Origin of the sequence: Achromobacter animicus (assembly GCF_040775605.1) — a bacterium.
Lineage (GTDB): Bacteria > Pseudomonadota > Gammaproteobacteria > Burkholderiales > Burkholderiaceae_B > Achromobacter > Achromobacter animicus.
Window position 1 is genome coordinate 1968110 of the sequence record NZ_JAYGJK010000001.1, and the last position, 17461, is coordinate 1985570.

General features: G+C 65.6%; 16 protein-coding genes. 13 read left to right on the forward strand and 3 right to left on the reverse strand.

Annotated features, from left to right (window positions below):
- Positions 1-257 precede the first annotated feature (257 nt).
- From parE to AB3147_RS08890, 4 genes are all read left to right on the forward strand, one after another.
- Positions 258-2219 carry a DNA topoisomerase IV subunit B gene (gene parE, locus AB3147_RS08875; RefSeq protein ID WP_175125067.1) on the forward strand — a complete coding sequence of 654 codons (1962 nt, stop codon included), beginning with the start codon at positions 258-260 and terminating at the stop codon, positions 2217-2219.
- On the forward strand, positions 2219-2818 hold the full coding sequence (locus AB3147_RS08880; RefSeq protein ID WP_175125066.1) for a YcxB family protein: 600 nt from the start codon (positions 2219-2221) through the stop codon (positions 2816-2818). Before parE ends, AB3147_RS08880 begins: the two co-directional genes overlap by 1 nt.
- Before the next feature lie 45 nt (positions 2819-2863).
- Positions 2864-5200, forward strand: a complete 2337-nt coding sequence (parC, locus tag AB3147_RS08885; RefSeq protein WP_367351739.1) for a DNA topoisomerase IV subunit A — start codon at positions 2864-2866, stop codon at positions 5198-5200.
- Positions 5201-5279: 79 nt separating this feature from the next.
- Positions 5280-6482, forward strand: a complete 1203-nt coding sequence (locus AB3147_RS08890; RefSeq protein ID WP_367351740.1) for a DUF418 domain-containing protein — start codon at positions 5280-5282, stop codon at positions 6480-6482.
- A gap of 52 nt (positions 6483-6534) precedes the next feature.
- On the opposite strand, the gene AB3147_RS08895 is transcribed toward AB3147_RS08890, so the two are convergent.
- Together AB3147_RS08895 and AB3147_RS08900 are read right to left on the reverse strand one after the other, a co-directional pair.
- Entirely contained in the window at positions 6535-7875 is a 1341-nt protein-coding gene (locus tag AB3147_RS08895) for an aspartate aminotransferase family protein (protein ID WP_367351741.1), read from the reverse strand.
- A 47-nt stretch (positions 7876-7922) separates the two neighbouring features.
- Complete coding sequence (locus tag AB3147_RS08900; protein ID WP_367351742.1) at positions 7923-8855, reverse strand: MurR/RpiR family transcriptional regulator; 933 nt, start codon at positions 8853-8855, stop codon at positions 7923-7925.
- A 274-nt stretch (positions 8856-9129) separates the two neighbouring features.
- On the opposite strand from AB3147_RS08900, the gene AB3147_RS08905 reads away from it, so the two are divergent.
- The 6 genes from AB3147_RS08905 (at position 9130) to AB3147_RS08930 (ending at position 13999) form a co-directional block, all read left to right on the forward strand.
- Positions 9130-9678 carry a MarR family winged helix-turn-helix transcriptional regulator gene (locus AB3147_RS08905; protein ID WP_246282994.1) on the forward strand — a complete coding sequence of 183 codons (549 nt, stop codon included), beginning with the start codon at positions 9130-9132 and terminating at the stop codon, positions 9676-9678.
- Complete coding sequence (ectA, locus tag AB3147_RS08910) at positions 9675-10235, forward strand: diaminobutyrate acetyltransferase (RefSeq protein ID WP_175125060.1); 561 nt, start codon at positions 9675-9677, stop codon at positions 10233-10235. The genes AB3147_RS08905 and ectA overlap by 4 nt, the downstream gene beginning before the upstream one ends.
- A 124-nt stretch (positions 10236-10359) precedes the next feature.
- Positions 10360-11667, forward strand: coding sequence for a diaminobutyrate--2-oxoglutarate transaminase (gene ectB / locus AB3147_RS08915; RefSeq protein WP_239214650.1), 1308 nt, complete (start codon positions 10360-10362; stop codon positions 11665-11667).
- The gene (locus AB3147_RS08920; protein WP_056571502.1) at positions 11664-12062 is read left to right on the forward strand and encodes an ectoine synthase; all 399 of its coding nucleotides are present in this window, start codon (positions 11664-11666) and stop codon (positions 12060-12062) included. The genes ectB and AB3147_RS08920 overlap by 4 nt, the downstream gene beginning before the upstream one ends.
- Before the next feature lie 15 nt (positions 12063-12077).
- Positions 12078-13004 (forward strand): ectoine hydroxylase, encoded by a 927-nt coding sequence (thpD, locus tag AB3147_RS08925; protein ID WP_175125058.1) that lies wholly within the window; start codon positions 12078-12080, stop codon positions 13002-13004.
- A gap of 122 nt (positions 13005-13126) precedes the next feature.
- Positions 13127-13999 (forward strand): MOSC domain-containing protein, encoded by an 873-nt coding sequence (locus AB3147_RS08930; protein ID WP_367351743.1) that lies wholly within the window; start codon positions 13127-13129, stop codon positions 13997-13999.
- A 67-nt stretch (positions 14000-14066) separates the two neighbouring features.
- On the opposite strand, the gene sugE is transcribed toward AB3147_RS08930, so the two are convergent.
- Entirely contained in the window at positions 14067-14384 is a 318-nt protein-coding gene (gene sugE / locus AB3147_RS08935) for a quaternary ammonium compound efflux SMR transporter SugE (protein ID WP_367351744.1), read from the reverse strand.
- A 207-nt stretch (positions 14385-14591) separates the two neighbouring features.
- On the opposite strand from sugE, the gene panD reads away from it, so the two are divergent.
- From panD to AB3147_RS08950, 3 genes are all read left to right on the forward strand, one after another.
- On the forward strand, positions 14592-14960 hold the full coding sequence (gene panD / locus AB3147_RS08940; protein WP_343738505.1) for an aspartate 1-decarboxylase: 369 nt from the start codon (positions 14592-14594) through the stop codon (positions 14958-14960).
- 69 nt (positions 14961-15029) lie between these two features.
- A complete protein-coding gene (locus AB3147_RS08945) occupies positions 15030-16076 on the forward strand; it encodes a CDP-6-deoxy-delta-3,4-glucoseen reductase (RefSeq protein ID WP_175139257.1) in 1047 nt (348 codons plus the stop codon).
- Between the two features lie 127 nt (positions 16077-16203).
- Positions 16204-17460 carry a D-amino acid dehydrogenase gene (locus AB3147_RS08950; protein WP_367351745.1) on the forward strand — a complete coding sequence of 419 codons (1257 nt, stop codon included), beginning with the start codon at positions 16204-16206 and terminating at the stop codon, positions 17458-17460.
- Position 17461 lies beyond the last annotated feature (1 nt).

A 17461-nucleotide genomic window follows, 5' to 3' on the forward strand; every position in this document is an offset into this window, starting at 1 on the left:
GAATGGACTCAAGCATACCACTGTCAATAACAACAGGCATACCACTGTTAATAACAACAGGGTTTGCAGGTTTTTGTGTAGGATGTTGCGGCGCAGCTGTCGCGGTCCGGGAAGTCAAAGCCCGGATCGGCGGTTGTGACTGTCATCATCCTACCGAAATCGGACCTGGTCAGGTCGTGCGCATCCCACCCGGAGCCGCGCAGAATCTAGGCTTATCCGTAAAATGTCGGTTTTTTTCCACAGATGTTGGGGATAACTTGGCCACTCCACGTTACAACGAGGCGTCCATCCGCGTCCTGAAGGGGCTGGAACCCGTGCGGCAGCGCCCGGGCATGTACACCCGCACCGAAAACCCCCTGCACGTCGTGCAGGAGGTCATTGATAACGCCGCAGACGAGGCCCTGGCCGGCTACGGCAAACAGATCCAGGTCACGCTGCATGCAGATGGCAGCGTGTCCGTCGAGGACGACGGCCGCGGCATTCCCGTCGGCCTGCACCCCGAAGAAAACGCGCCCGTCGTCGAACTCGTGTTCACGCGCCTGCATGCGGGCGGCAAGTTCGACAAGGCGGGCGGCGGCGCCTACGCCTTCTCGGGCGGCCTGCACGGCGTCGGCGTGTCCGTCACCAACGCGCTCGCCACCCGCCTGGAGGTCATCGTCTGGCGCGACAACGCCGTGAGCCGCCTGGTGTTCAAGGGCGGCGACGTCGCCGAACCCCTGGCGCCCTACGATCAGGGCGGCCGCAAGAAGTCCGGCACCCGCGTGCGCGTCTGGCCGGACGCCAAATACTTCGACAGCCCCAATATCCCGCTGGGCGAGCTGACGCATCTGCTGCGCAGCAAGGCCGTGCTGCTGCCGGGCGTGAAGGTCACGCTCGTCAACGAGAAAACCAACGACACCAAGACCTGGCAGTATCAGGACGGCCTGCGCGGCTACCTGGCCGAGGCCCTGGCGGGCGCCGAACTGATGGTGCCGTTCTTCGAAGGCGAACAGTACGCGGGCGCCGACCACGAAAACTTCGCCGAAGGCGAGGGCGCCCAATGGGTGGTGGCCTGGACCGACGACGGCAACGCGGTACGCGAGTCCTACGTCAACCTCATTCCCACGCCGGCCGGCGGCACGCATGAGTCCGGCCTGCGCGAAGGCCTGTTCGGCGCGGTCAAGGGCTTTGCCGAACTGCACAGCCTGCTGCCCAAGGGCGTGAAGCTGCTTCCCGAAGACGTGTTCGCCCGCGCCAGCTTCGTGCTGTCGGCCAAGGTGCTGGACCCGCAATTCCAGGGCCAGATCAAGGAACGCCTGAACAGCCGCGACGCCGTGCGGCTGGTGGGCGGTTTTTCCAAGAGCGCGCTCGACCTCTGGCTGCACAGCAACGTCGAATACGGCAAGAAGCTCGCGGAACTGGCCATCCGGCAGGCGCAGGCGCGCCAGCGTTCGGCCCAGAAAGTCGAAAAGCGCAAGAGTTCCGGCGTGGCGGTGCTGCCCGGCAAACTGACTGACTGCGAGTCCAGCGACGCCACGCGCACCGAAGTGTTCCTGGTCGAGGGCGACTCGGCCGGCGGCTCGGCCAAGATGGGCCGCGACAAGGAATTCCAGGCCATCCTGCCGCTGCGCGGCAAGGTACTCAATTCCTGGGAAGTCGACCGCGACCGTCTTTTTGCCAACAACGAGATCCACGACATTTCCGTGGCCATCGGCGTCGACCCTCACGGTCCCAACGATACGCCCGACCTGTCCGGCCTGCGCTACGGCCGCATCTGCATCCTGTCGGACGCGGACGTCGACGGCTCGCACATCCAGGTGCTGCTGCTGACGCTGTTCTACCGGCATTTCCCCAAGCTCGTCGAGGCTGGCAACGTGTACGTCGCCAAGCCGCCGCTGTTCCGCCTGGATGTGCCCGCGCAAGGCAAGCGTCCCGCGCGCAAGATCTACTGTCTTGATGAAGGCGAACTTGAGGCCGCGCAGGACAAGCTGCGCAAGGAAGGCGTGCGGGAAGGCGCGTGGGCCGTCAGCCGGTTCAAGGGCCTGGGCGAAATGAACCCCGAGCAACTGTGGGAAACCACCATGAACCCGGACACGCGCCGCCTGCTGCCGGTGGGCTACGGCGACCAGACGCCCGACGACACCACCCGCATGTTCGACATGCTGATGGGCAAGGGCGAGTCCTCGCAACGCCGCGCGTGGATCGAAGAAAAGGGCAACCTGGCGGAGCTCGACATCTGATGACGCCGTCCGCGCCCGGGCAAGCCCGCATGGTCGTCGACCTGACCGCCGACGACTACGCGGATTTTGCCGCCTATGTGTACAAACGGCCGGAACTTCGCCGCCGCCGCTACCGGTCTCATTTGCGCTTCGGCATCCTGATGATCGTCGCGCTGCTCGCGTACCTTATCTGGCAGACCTGGGACGGCAAGGGTCCCAATTGGGGCGCGATCCTGCCGGTGTACTTCCAGGGGCTGGCGGTCGGGCTGGGCATCCTCGCGCTGCTGGCCCTGGCCTACGAATACGTGCTGCCCGGACTCGTGCGGATGAACACGCGCCGCATGCTGGCCAAGCAGCCGGACACCCTGTATCTGGGTCGGCACGAACTTGATTTCGGCCCCGACGGCGTCACCGACAGCACCGCCTCTGCTTCCGGGCAGATGGCGTGGACCGACGTGCGGCGGGTCGAAGAAACCCCCGAACATCTCTACGTCATCCTCGGCACCCTGCAGGGCGTGATCATCCCCAAGCGCGGGCAGGACGCCGCCACGCTGCAAGCCGTGCGCGCCCAGATCCGCGCGCACGTTGCCGACACCCAGCTCATGGCCCCGTCCGCCTGAGGCGCATTGACGCCGTTTCGAAGAATTTGTTTACCTGAAACCATCATGACCGACAGCAATCAACCCGGCCTGTTTGACTCCAACCCGCCCGGCGGCGACGGCGACGGTGACGGCAACGCCGCCATCACGCTGGCGCGCTACGCGGAACAGGCCTATCTGGACTACGCGGTTTCCGTGGTGCGCGGCCGCGCGCTGCCCGACGTGGGCGACGGGCAGAAGCCCGTTCAGCGCCGCATCCTGTTTGCGATGCAGGCGATGGGGCTGGGCTCCGGCGCCAAGCCCGTCAAATCCGCGCGCGTCGTGGGCGACGTGCTGGGTAAATATCATCCGCATGGCGATCAGGCCGCGTACGACGCGATGGTCCGCATGGCGCAGGATTTCTCGTTGCGCTATCCCTTGATCGACGGCCAGGGCAACTTCGGTTCGCGCGACGGCGATAACGCCGCCGCCATGCGTTACACGGAAGCGCGGCTCACGCCCATTGCCAAGCTGTTGCTCGACGAGCTGGACGAGGGCACCGTCGATTTCGTGCCCAACTACGACGGCAGCCAGCAAGAGCCGCAGATGCTGCCGGCGCGGCTGCCCGTGATGCTGCTGAACGGCGCGTCGGGCATCGCCGTTGGCATGGCCACCGAGATTCCGCCGCACAACCTGCGCGAAGTCGCCCAGGCCTGCGTGGCGCTCATCAAGCAGCCGCAGTTGCCGGACGCGGAGCTGTACGCCATGATCCCCGGCCCGGACTTCGCGGGCGGCGGACAGATCATCACCCCGGCTGCCGATATCGCGCAGATCTACGGAGGGGGCCGCGGCTCGCTCAAGGTGCGCGCGCGCTGGCAGTTTGAAGAACTGGCGCGCGGCCAGTGGCAACTGGTCGTCAACGAGCTGCCCCCGGGCACGTCCGGCCAGAAGGTGCTGGAAGAAATCGAGGAAATCACCAATCCCAAGGTCAAGACGGGCAAGAAGAGCCTGACGCCCGAGCAGACGCAGGCCAAGGCCGTGATGCTGAACCTGCTGGATGCCGTGCGCGACGAATCCGGCAAGGACGCCGCGGTGCGCCTGGTCTTCGAACCCAAGACTTCGCGGGTGGACCGCGACGAGTTCGTCAACACGTTGCTGGCGCAGACCAGCATGGAAGGCAGCGCCAGCGTCAACCTGGTGTGCATCGGCACCGACGGCCGGCCGCGCCAGAAGGGCCTGCGCGACATCCTGGTCGAGTGGCTGGCATTCCGCACCAACACCGTCGTGCGCCGCACGCGCTTCCGCCTGGATAAGGTCATCGACCGCATCCATGTGCTGGAAGGCCGCATGGTCGTCTACCTGAACGTGGACGAGGTCATCCAGACCATCCGCGAATCCGACGAGCCCCGCGCCGCCCTGATGGAACGCTTCCAGCTGTCCGAGCGCCAGGCCGAAGACATCCTGGAAATGCGCCTGCGCCAATTGGCGCGCCTGGAAGGCTTCAAGATCGAGCAGGAACTGGCCGACAAGCGCAAGGAGCAGATCTCGCTGCAGGAGCTGCTGGACAACCCCACGACGCTCAAGCGCCTGCTGATCAAGGAAATCGAAGCCGACGCCAAGCAATATGGCGACGAGCGCCGCACCCTGATCGAAACCGCCGAGCGCGCCGTGCTGGAAACCAAGGTGCTGGACGAGCCGGTCACCGTGGTCGTGTCGCAGAAGGGCTGGCTGCGTGCGCGTCAGGGCCACGGCCACGACGCTTCGCAATTCGGCTTCAAGCAGGGCGACGACCTGTACGGCGCCTTCGAGTGCCGCACCACCGACACGCTGATTGCGGTCGGCGACAATGGGCGGGTCTACTCGGTGCCGGTGTCCGGACTGCCGTCGGCGCGTGGCGACGGCCAGCCGGTCACCACGATGATCGACCTGGAATCCGGCACGCGCATCGTCCATACGATCGCTGCCTCGGCCGACAGCCGCTGGCTGCTGGCAACCCGCGGCGGTTATGGCTTCGCGGCCAAGCTGTCCGACATGGTCAGCCGCCAGCGCGCGGGCAAGCAGTTCATCACGCTGGAAACGGGCGACGAACTGCTGCGTCCGGTGCCGCTGTTTGCGGGCGCCCAGCAACTGGCGCTGCTGTCGCAAAAGGGCAAGTTCCTGGTCTTCGGCCTGGACGAGGTCAAGTCGCTGTCGGGCGGCGGACGCGGCACCATCCTGATGGGACTGGACGGTGCGGACAAGCTCGACCAGACCGTGCCGATCGGCCCGAAGGGCTTGCGCGCCACCGGCATCTATCGCAACAAGATGACCGAGGACATCCTGGCGGGTGCGGACCTGGCCGTCTACGTCGGCAAGCGGGCCCGCAAGGGCCGCGCGCTGGACGTGCGGCCCAAGCAGCCGTTGCTGTCGCCGGTGCTGGGTTGACGCCTGCGCGCCGCCTGACGCCGAACACGCCCGGCGGCGCGCGCCACTTGCGCCGCCGGGTTGCCTTCCAGAGGCCCGCATGAGCATCGACCTCGCCGCCCGGCCGCGCCTTGCGCACGTCGATGCCCTGCGCGGCTTCGCGCTCTTCGGCATCCTGGTCGTCAATATCAACGTCTTCGCCTTTCCGTTCTATGGCGGGGGCGTGCCGGATCCGGTGTATTCCAGCCCCGTGGACGTGACGGTCCGCTGGCTGGTCGCCTGGTTGTTCGAAACCAAGTTCTACCTGCTGTTTTCCTTCCTGTTCGGCTACAGCTTCACGCTGCAGATGTCGGCGGCCGAGCGCGCCGACGCGGCCTTCGCACCGCGCTTTCTGCGCCGGTTATTGGGACTGGCGGCCTTGGGCATGGTGCACGCCATCCTGTTCTACCAGGGCGACATCCTGGTCACCTACGCGTTGTTGGGCCTTGCGCTGCTGTTATGCCGGCGCATGGACCCGGGCCGGGCGCTGCGCGTTGCCCTGTGGCTGATCGCGCTGGCGTCGGCGGTGTGGGGGATTCTGGGCGCGTTGAGCTTTCTGAACCCCGTTCCGGCCGGCTGCGCGCTGCAGTACAAGGCCGACGCGCTGGCGTCCATCGAGGCGTACCGCGGCACCGTGGGCACCACGATCGCGCAGCACATCAAGGAACTCACCGAAGCCATCTGGTTCACGGTGCTGTTCGTGCAAGGGCCGTTCGTCTTCGCCATGTTCCTGGCCGGGTATGCGTTGGGGCGGCGCAATGCGCTGGCGGATCCCTGGCGCTCGCGCCGCGCCCTGGGACTGCTGTGCGCACTGTGCGTCCTGCCCGGACTGGCCGGCGCCGCGGCGTATGCCACCAGCGCCTTGCCGCAGGCGCGCGTGATGTGGGAATTGCCGGGCCTGGCCGTGGGCCTGTTCACCGCGCCGCTCCTGAGCCTGTCGTACGGGGCGGCGTTCCTGCTGGCGCTCCGCACGGGGCCGGGCGAGCGCCTTGGGGTCTGGCTGGCACCGGCCGGGCGGATGGCGCTGAGCAACTACCTGATGCAGTCGGTGGTCTGCGCGTTTCTCTTCACGGCGTGGGGCCTGCGGCTGTACGCCGCCGTGACGCCCCTGGCTGCGTTGCTGATTGCGGTGGCCATCTTTGCCGCCCAGTTGCCGTTGTCTGCCTGGTGGCTGCGACATCACGCCTATGGACCCGTGGAATGGTTCCTGCGCGCGCTCACCATCGGCGCGCGCCCGCCCTGGCGGCGGGCGGGCGCAGGCTGATCAGGCGGCGCGGGGCGGAGGATCGCCGCCCGGCGGCCGTTGCGGGGGACGCCTAACCCCGCGTCTGCGCGATCGCGGCGTCGATGGCGCCGGTCAGCCGTTCCGTCAGTTGATCCAGTTCGTCGTCGGAAATGATGAAGGGCGGCGCGAGCAGGACGTGATCGCCCTGTCGTCCATTGAGGGTGCCGCCCATCGGATACACCATCAAACCCCGCGCCATCGCCTCGCGCTTGATCCGCGCATGCAGTGTCAATTCGGGATCGAAGGGCTGCTTGGTGGCGCGGTCCTGAACCAGCTCCACGCCCATGAAGAGACCCCGGCCGCGGATGTCGCCCACGTGCGGGTGTTCGCCCAGCGCCGCCTGCAGACGCTGCGCAAGGCCTGCGCCTTGCACCCGCACGCGCTCAAGCAGCCCGTCGCGCCGGATCACGTCCTGCACTGCCAGCGAGGCCGCGCACGCCAGCGCGTGGCCAAGATACGTGTGGCCATGCTGGAAAAAGCCACTGCCTTGCTGCATGGCCTGCACGATGTGCTGTTGCGCCATGACTGCCCCGATGGGCTGATAGCCGCCGCCCAGCCCCTTGGCGATGGTGATGAGATCCGGCGTCACGCCCTCCTGTTCGACGGCGTATAGCGTGCCGGTCCTGCCCATGCCACACATCACTTCGTCGGCGATAAACAGGACGCCGTGGCGGTCGCAGACCTCGCGGATGCGGCGGAAGTACCCCGGCACGGCGGTCACCGCGCCAGACGTCGCACCCACCACCGGCTCGGCCACGAATGCCATGACGGAGTCGGGGCCGAGGCGCAGGATGGCCGCGTCCAGTTCCTGTGCAAGCCGCTCGCCGTATTGTTCGGCGGTTTCGTCGCTGCGCTGGTCGCGGTAGGCATAGCACGGCGAGACGTGCTCGACGTCGATCAACAGCGGCGCGAACTGCGCGCGCCGCCAGGCATTGCCACCGACTGCCAGCGCGCCCAGCGTGTTGCCGTGATAGCTCTGCCGCCGCGCGATGATGTGGCGGCGCTGCGGCTGGCCGATTTCGACGAAATACTGGCGCGCCATCTTGAGCGCCGCTTCCACCGCTTCGGACCCGCCCGATACGAAGTACGCATGGGAGGTGCCGGCGGGCGCGTCCGCCACCAGGCGGGCCGCCAGCTTTTCAGCGACGTCGGTGGTGAAGAAGCTGGTGTGGGCATAAGCCAGAGCGTCGATCTGCGCGTGCAGGGCCGCCTGGACGTCCGGATGATTGTGGCCCAGGCAGGACACGGCCGCGCCGCCTGAGCCGTCCAGATACGCGCGGCCCGCGCTGTCATGGATCCAGACGCCCTGGCCGCGCACGGCGACGGGGGGCGTATGGCGAAGGGAGCGATGCAGGATGTGGGTTTGGCTCATGCTGCGGGTTCCTGGGTCAGGTTGAGGGTGGCATTGGCTCGGGCGCCTCAGCCGTGGCGGCGCGCGGGGGCGCCGGTCCAATAGACGTTGTCAGTGCGCAGGCGCTGCTCGACTTCGGCCAGCCGGTCCAGCACCGCGTCGCCGCCGAGGGCCGTCAGCCGTGCGATCAGGTGTTCGGCCAGCCCAAGCAGACCGGCGGTCGTGTGGAAGAACGAGCCCGGCCCCTGGCGCGCCGGCCTGGCTTGCACGCCATCGCGGTCGGACGGGGCGAAGCGCAGCGTGTGGCGGGCGTCTCCGGCAAGCGGCGACAGCGGGTCGTCGGTCAGCGCCACCACGGCCACGCCGCGCCGCGCGGCCTGGCGCGCCAGATCCACGGTGGCGGCGGGGTAGGGGGCCTGCGAGATGACGATCAGCGCATCGCCCGCGCCCAGGTTGTCGATCTGCTCGGCCGGCGCGCCGCCCAGCCCGTCGATCAGGACACTGTTGCGCCGCACGAGCTGATAGGCGTAGCGCATCTGGAATGCAATGCCGAAGGCCGAGCGCGTGCCCAGGAAACCGACCTGACGCGCGTCCAAAAGGGTTTGCACGGTGGCGTCGAACGTTGCGGGCGGGTTCAGCGCGCAGACCGAGGAAATGGCCTGGACCTGATACCCGGTCAATGCATCGTGGCCGGGTTCGGCGGACGCACCCGCCGCAGCCTGCAGGGCAGCGGCGCGGTCGCGCAGGCCCGGCTCGCCCTGTGCCGCCAGCGCCTGCTGGAACGGCTGGCGGAAATCCTCGTAGCTGCCATAGCCCAATGCGCGAGCCAGGCGCAACATCGTGGCGGGCGCCACGCCGAGCGTCTGCGCCTGCCGGCGCATCGACCAGAGTCCCACCTGCGCGGGATTCGCCACGACCCAGCGCGCCGCCCGCTGCAATTCGGGCGGCAGTTGTTCCAGCTTTGCCTGGAGGGTTGCGAGCAGGGAAACGGGCAAGGACATGTTGGCAGGACCGGATAAACGGTAAAAACATATGATAAATAAAACATCATGAACAAAACATATGTTTTTTTGTTCGGGCCGGCCAGCAGGCGGATGCCGCTCACAGCCCCCTGGCATAGCGGACACAGCATGCTGACAAGTCCGTTCATACTGCGGTCATCCTCGCCAAATCCGCGTTCATTTATTTACATCGTGCCCGGGTTTTTGTTTGACTCGAATAAATCGGGCGCATATGATTCGTGTAGAAATGATTTTGCCCGAACCATCTGTATCCATGACTGACGCCGCGAAAACCGAAACCACTCAGCAGTACGACCTGCGCATTTTGCGAGCCCTGCGCCGCATCACGCGTTCGATCGCGCTGCATTCGCGCCAGTTGTCCGCGGTCAGTCACATCACTGCGCCGCAGCTGATGTGCCTGCGCACCGTGATCGCCAACGGTCCGATGACCGCCACCGCGATCAGCCGCGAGATGCACGTCAGCCCCAGCACGGTGGTCGGCATCCTGGATCGCCTGGAAGACAAGGCGCTCATCCGCCGCGAGCGGGGCCGTGAAGACCGCCGCATCGTGTTCGTCACCGCCACCGAGGCGGGACAGGAATTGGCGCAAGGCGCGCCGTCGCCGCTGCAAAAGCATCTGGCTGACGCGCTCAATGCCCTGCCGGAATTGGAACAGGCCACCATCACCCTGTCCCTGGAGCGCATCGTGACGCTCATGGAACAGGACGGTCAGGCCGCAGTCGACACGCATGGAGACGTGTCGTCGCCCATCCTTGAAGTGCCCACGGGCGGGGCACCCCCAGAATCGGGAATCGTTGCATGAAGAAAAACGAACTGGACTCCCCCATACTCTCAAGTGCCGTGGCGCCGGCGGTCAGCGCGCAGACCCATACCATGCGTCTGCCCGACCGCAAAGACGGCGCCGCGATCCACCGCCTCATTTCCGAGTGCCCGCCGCTCGACCTGAATTCCCTCTACGCGTACCTGCTCCTGTGCGAGCACTTCCGCGACACCTGCGTCCTGGCTGAAAGCGCCGGGGGGCGCATCAATGGTTTCATCTCCGCATATGTGGACCCGTCCCGCCCCGACGTCCTGTTCGTCTGGCAGGTTGCGGTGCACGCCCGCGCTCGCGGCCAACGACTTGGCCGCGCCATGCTCCGGGAACTCTTGCAGCGCAAGGGCCTGGCGCATGTCCGCTATCTTGAAACCACGGTGGGGCCTGACAACCAGGCTTCGCGCCGCACCTTCGCCGGCCTGGCCGCCGAAGTAGGCGCCCACGTTTCCGAACAGCCGTTCTTCGACCGGCAACTCTTCGGCGGCGCGGACCATGACGACGAGATGCTGTTAAGGATAGGTCCGTTCGCCTTGCCGTCCCCGTAGGGGCGTCACAGGCCTGAAGGGCTTATCGAGTTACCGGGATGGTTCTAACTGTCCGGGTGCGCTTGCCGCACCTGGCGGGATCAGGCCGTCCGTCAATTAATGAGTTGAAAAGGGAGGATTAATCATGGACTTGAAGATCTTTGACCGCATGGAGTCTGAAGTGCGGGGCTACATCAGGTCGTTTCCCGTGATATTCAATCAGGCCCGTGGCTCGACGCTCATCGATGAAGATGGCGCCGAATACATCGACTTCTTCAGCGGCGCAGGCACGCTGAACTACGGCCACAACAATCCTGTTCTCAAGGAAAAGCTGCTGGAGTATGTGCAGGCGGACGGCGTCGTCCACGGCCTGGACATGGCCACCAGCGCGAAGAAGCGTTTCCTGGAGACGGTGGATCGCGTGCTGCTCAAGCCGCGCAACTGGCAGTACACGCTGCAATTCACCGGCCCGACCGGCACCAATGCCGTCGAAGCCGCGCTGAAGATCGCGCGCCAGGTCAAGGGCCGTCCCAACGTGATCTCGTTCACGCACGGCTTTCACGGCGTGAGCGGCGGCTCGTTGGCCGCCACGGCCAACATGAAGTTCCGTGACGCCGCCGGCTACGCGCTCGGCAACACGACCTTCATGCCCTACGACGGCTACTTCGGTCCGGACGTGGACACCATGGCGTACATGGAACGCATGCTGGAAGACCCGAGCAGCGGCATGGACAAGCCGGCAGCCGTCATCGTGGAAACGGTGCAGGGCGAAGGCGGCGTCAATGTGGCCACGCTGCGCTGGCTCAAAGAGCTGGAAAAGCTGTGCAAGCGCCACGACATGCTGCTGATCGTGGACGACATCCAGGTCGGCTGCGGCCGCACGGGCACGTTCTTCAGCTTCGAAACCGCCGGCATCCGCCCCGACATCATCACGCTGTCCAAGTCGCTATCCGGCTTTGGCCTGCCGATGTCGCTGGTGCTGATGAAGCCCGAACTGGACATCTGGAAGCCCGGCGCGCACAGCGGCACCTTCCGCGGCAACAACCTGGCGTTCGTCACCGCGACGCAGGCGCTGGAAACCTACTGGACCAACGCCGCATTCACGGCCGACATCCAGCGCAAGGAACGCCTGGTCGGCGACTGGCTTGAAAACCTGGTGCACAGCTATCCCAACGCCGGCCTGTCGGCGCGTGGCCGCGGCCTGATCCAGGGCCTCGTGTCCAACGGCAATCCGGCGCTGTCCAACCGCATCGCCCAATGCGCTTTCAAGAAGGGCGTCGTGATCGAAACGTCGGGCGCGCACGATGAAGTGCTGAAGTTGCTGCCCGCGCTGACGATCGAGGAAGACCTGCTGGCCAAGGGCCTGGATCTGATCGAGGCCAGCGTGGCCGAAGCGCTGGCCGATGAGGGGCAGTCTGCCCGCATCCTGAAATTTGGAGGAAAACGTCAATGATCGTACGTAATGTCAAAGATGTGATCGGCACTGCCGACGAAGTCCGCACCGACACCTGGGTCAGCCGCCGCGTGCTGCTGAAGAAGGATGGCATGGGCTTTTCATTCCACGAGACCACCATCTTCCCGGGCGGCCGCACGCACATCCACTACAAGAACCATCTTGAGGCGGTGTGGTGCATCGAGGGCGACGGTTCGATCGAGACCATTGCCGACGGCAAGAAATACGACCTGGGCCCCGGCGTGGTCTACGCGCTGAACGAAAACGACGAGCACTGGCTGTGCGGCGGCAAGGAGCCGCTGCGCGTCATCTGCGTCTTCAATCCGCCGCTGACCGGCCAGGAAGTGCACGACAAGGAAGGTGTCTACGCGCTGCCCGATGCGGTCGCGGCCTGATAAAAGGAGGTTCGCATGATCTCACCCGCGCAGGATCCGTACGCCTCCCGTACGGATCGCAGTTCCGCCATCATTTCCCGCCAGGATCCGGTTGTCTATGAAGACGGCAAGTATGCCAACGCCCTGAGCGAAGAGCAGGTCGGCCAGTACGACCGCAACGGCTTCCTGCTGCTGGAAAACCTGTTCACGGAGGCCGAGGTGCGTGCGCTGTCGGCCGAGGTCGAGCGCATGACGCGCGACCCGTCCATCGTCCGCCGGGAAGAGGCCATCACCGAGCCGGGCAGCAACGCCGTGCGTTCCATCTTCATGGTGCACGTGCTCAATCCGATGCTGGCACGGCTGGTGCGCGATCCGCGCCTGGTCAACGTGGCACGTCAGATTCTCGGCTCCGAGGTCTACATCCACCAGTCGCGTGCCAATATGAAGCCGGGCTTCAAGGGCAAGGAGTTCTACTGGCACTCCGACTTTGAAACCTGGCACGTCGAAGACGGCATGCCGTCGATGCGTGCGCTCAGCTGCTCGGTGCTGCTGACCGACAACAACGAGTGCAACGGCCCGCTGATGCTGGTGCCCGGCTCGCATCGGCAGTTCATCTCGTGCGTCGGCGAGACGCCGAATGAGCACTACAAACAGTCGCTGAAGAAACAGGAATACGGCGTGCCGGATCCTGTCAGCCTGCAATTGCTGGTGGAGCAGGGCGGCATCAGCACGATGACGGCCAAGGCCGGCTCGGTGGTGTTCTTCGACTGCAACACGATGCACGGTTCGAACAGCAACATCTCGCCGTGGCCCCGCGCCAATGTCTTCATGGTCTACAACAGCATGGAGAACACCCTGAACCCGCCCAAGTACGGGCTGACCCCGCGTCCCGAGCACATCGCGACGCGCAAGGGATTCAAGGCGGTCACGCCGCTGGACACCTTGAAGCTGGTCGGCGGCTGAGCAACCGCCACCTCATCTGGCCCGGGCTAGTCCCGGGCTTTTTTTGTCTCTTTCGGGCGGTCCGGCGCGCCGCATTTCTTGTATTCTCTGCGGCATTCGCCACTCGTTGAGCCATCGCCGCCATGTCCGCCCGCATCCTCAGCCTGCATATCTACCCCGTCAAATCCTGCGCGGGCATCGATCTGACCGAATCGCCCATCGATCGCGCGGGCCTTGTGCATGACCGGCGGTGGATGGTGGTGGACGCCGCGGGCCAGTTCATGACGCAACGGCAATGGCCGGCCATGGCGCTCATCCGCACGGCGCTCACTGCTGACGCGCTGCGGCTGTCTGCGCCTGGCATGTCTGACCTGGATATCGCGTTGGACGGATCGGGACTGCACGGCGAAGCCCTCACGGTCGGCGTCTGGGCCGACACCACCACGGCCCGGCGCGAAAGCGAAGCGGCCGCCCAATGGCTGACCCAGTTCCTGCAAACGCCGTGCGGCCTGCTCAAGGTGGACGCCGCGGCGCGCCGCGACGCCAAGCCCGACTGGGTGTCGCGCTGGGTCGATGCGCACCCGGACCTGTCCGACGCCTTCGTGGGCGAGCATTGCTTCGGATTTGCCGACGGATTTCCGCTGCTGATCGCCAACCAGGCGTCGCTGGACGACCTGAATGCCCGCCTGCGGGCCAAGGGCGCCGACCCCGTGCCCATGGACCGGTTCCGTCCCAATATCGTGGTCGAGGGCGAATGGGAAGCCTTCGAGGAAGACCACACCGCCATGATTTCGGCGGCCGGGGTGCGGATGGCGTTCGTCAAGCCGTGCACGCGTTGCTCGATTCCGGACATCGATCAGCGCACGGCCAAGCAGTACGAGGAACCGGGCCGTACGCTGGCGGGTTACCGCAATCTGGACATCGGCGTGGTGTTCGGCCAGAACGCCATCCTGGATGCGCCGGCGGGGGCGCGGCTCAAGGTGGGCGACGCCGTCGAGATCGAACTGGATTTCTGACGCGCCGCCCGAACGGGGCTGGGGGCTGGTCTGGACCCTGTGCCTTAAGCCCAGCCCGGCCGGAGCCTTACGGCGTGGAAAGCTTCAGGCCCACGAGGCCCAGCACGATCAACGCGACGCTGGCGATTCGCAGCCAGCTCGCCGACTCCCCGAACAGCACGATGCCGGCCACAAAGGCGCCAATCGTGCCGATACCCACCCACACGGCGTAGGCCGTGCCCAGCGGCAGGGTTTTCATGGCCAGGGCCAGCAGCCAGAAACTGACCAGCATGCCGCCCACCGTAACGATGGAGGGGACAAGCCGGGTGAATCCGTGCGTATATTTCAGGCCGACGGCCCAGACGATTTCAAATAGGCCAGCCAATACCAGGATGATCCAGGTCATTCACGACTCCCATGTTGCGTTGCCGGCAAGGCGCCGGCATAAATGGGGTCGTCCCCGGAAAACGCGCCAGCCGTTTGACTGTGCGCAGCAACGGGCCGTCCCGCTGCGGCAAAAATTATAGAATACCGGCTTTCGACGGCAAATCCGGATGCCGGGCATCAACCTTGCAACACTTCGCGGTCCGGGCCGCGAAACCAGGAATTTTTTATGCAACGCATCATGCTGCGGGCAAAGCTGCACCGCGTCACGGTCACCGAAGCCGACCTTCACTACGAAGGATCTTGCGGCATCGACGAAGACCTCCTCGACGCTGCCGGCATGCGCGAGTTCGAACGTATCGAACTCTACAACGTGACTAACGGTGAACGCTTCGACACCTACATCATCAAGGCGGCCCGCGGCAGCGGCGCCATCTCGCTGAACGGCGCGGCTGCGCGCCGGGCCCAGGTGGGCGACCTGCTCATCATCTGCACGTACGGTCCGATGTCCGAAGAAGATTCGGTCAAGCACAAGCCCCAGGTGGTGCTCGTGGACGACGCCAACCGCGTCAAGGAAATCCGCAAGTTCCCGGCATGACGCCGGGCCGGGCGGAGCGCCTTCCCGGCACAGCCGGATAGCGCTTCGTCGCCTCTGAACCGTTTCATCATGAGCTTCCAGGTCATCATCCAACCCAGCAAGCATCAATTCCCGGTCGAGCCCGGCCAGACCGTGCTCGACGCCGCGTTGGCGGCGGGCATCGTCCTGCCTTACAGCTGTCGCAACGGCGCGTGCTCCACGTGCAAGGGCAAAGTGGTGTCCGGGGAGTTCGATGCCGGCCAGTACCCCGCGCAGATCCTGTCGCCGGAAGAACTGGCCGACGGCTACACGCTGTTCTGCCAGGCCCGGCCGGAATCCGACCTCGTGGTCGAATCCACCGAGGTCCGGCTGGCCAGCGACATCCAGATTCGCAAGCTGCCGTCGCGCGTCCAGACCATGGAACGCGTCGCGCCGGACGTCACGGTCCTCAAGCTGCAATTGCCGGCTTCCGAACAGTTCCGCTATTACGCGGGCCAGTACGTCGAAATCATCCTGAAGGACGGCCGCCGCCGCAGCTATTCGATGGCTGGCGCGCCGCACACCGGCAGCCCGCTGGAACTGCACATCCGGCACATGCCGGGAGGACTCTTCACCGATCACGTATTCGGCGCCGGCGACACGCAGATGAAGGAACGCGAGATCCTGCGCCTGGAAGGGCCCTTCGGATCGTTCTTCCTGCGCGAAGACAGCGACAAGCCGATCGTTCTGCTGGCCAGCGGCACGGGCTTCGCGCCCGTCAAGGCGATCGTCGAACACATGATCCACAAGAACATCAACCGTCCGGTCGCGCTGTACTGGGGCGGCCGCCGTCCGCAAGACCTTTACATGGACGCGCTGGCGCAGTCCTGGTCCGCGCAACTGCCGAACTTCCGCTACGTGCCGGTGGTGTCCAATTCGCTGCAGGAAGACAACTGGACCGGCCGCACGGGCTTTGTCCACGAAGCCGTGATGCACGACATCGCGGATCTTTCCGGGCACCAGGTCTATGCCTGCGGCACGCCGCTGATGGTCGATGCGGCCCGCCGCGAGTTCAGCGCCCAGAACGGTCTGCCGCCGGAAGAGTTCTACGCGGACGCCTTCACGTCCGAGGCCGATCTGGCGAAGGCCGGGTCTTAAGTAATATGTTTTTTTATTACTTAGGCGGCTGCAAAGCGGCAAGGTAAACTGCTTTGGCAGCGGCCTGCCGGGGGTACGCGGACATCGGGTCCGCGCACGCAACCGGCATGCAAGGAGCGATGCGGGCATGAAAGTAGCGGTATTGGGTAGCGGCATTATCGGCATCTCCAGCGCCTGGTGGCTCAGCCAGGCGGGTCATGACGTCGTGGTCATAGACCGCTGCACCGGTCCCGCGCAGGAAACCAGCCTTGCCAATGGCGCGCAGATTTCCGTCTCCTACGCCGAGCCCTGGGCCAATCCCCAGGCGCCGATGAAGCTGCTCAAGTGGATGTTCCGCGACGACGCGCCGCTCCTGTTCCGTCCGCAACTGGACTGGCGGCAGTGGATGTGGGGCCTGGCATTCCTGCGCGAATGCCTGCCTGGCCGGCTGGCCCCCAACATCCGCGCCATGGTGCGGATGGCCGAATACAGCCGCGCCACCCTGCGCGGCATGCGCGCCGAACTCGGCATCCAGTACGACCACCTGGAACGCGGCATCCTGAATTTCTACCGCGATCCCCACGAATTCGAAAACTCCCAGCGTGCCGCCGGCCTGATGCGCGACTTCGGCGTCGAGCGCCGCGTCGTGAACACCGACGAAGTCATCGCCATCGAGCCCGCGCTGGCGCCGCATCGCTCCACGATCGTGGGCGGCGACTACACGCCCGAGGACGAAAGCGGGGACGTGCACCTCTTTACCGTCGCGCTGGCCGAACACTGCGCCCGCGCGGGCGTCGAATTCCAGTACAACACGCGTGCCACCCGGCTCCTGACGCAGGGCGGCGCGGTCACGGGCATCGAACTCATCCAGCCCGACGGCCGCTATGCCACGCTGTCGGCCGACGCCTATGTGGTCGCCATGGGCAGCTTCAGCCCCGCGATGCTGCGTCCCCTCGGCATTCCGTGCAACGTGTATCCGGCAAAGGGCTATTCGGCCACGTTCCCGGTGCGCAATCCGGGTGCGACCCCCACCGTCAGCCTGACGGACAGCAGCCACAAGATCGTCTTTTCGCGGCTGGGCGACCGGCTGCGCATGGCAGGCACGGCGGAACTTTCCGGCTATTCGCGCAGCCTGAATACCGGCCGTTGCGAGGCCCTGACCCGCCTCGCCAAAGAACTCTTTCCCGACGCGCTCGATTTCGAGCGCGTCAGCTATTGGTCGGGCCTGCGCCCGTCCACTCCCTCGAACGTGCCCATCATCGGCCGCAGCCGTATTCCGAATTTGTATATCAATACCGGACACGGTACGCTTGGCTGGACGATGGGTGTTGGCTCGGGCCGGGCATTGGCCGATCTGCTCAGTGGACGGCGGCCAGAACCGGAATTCCCTTTTCTTGGTCTGTGAA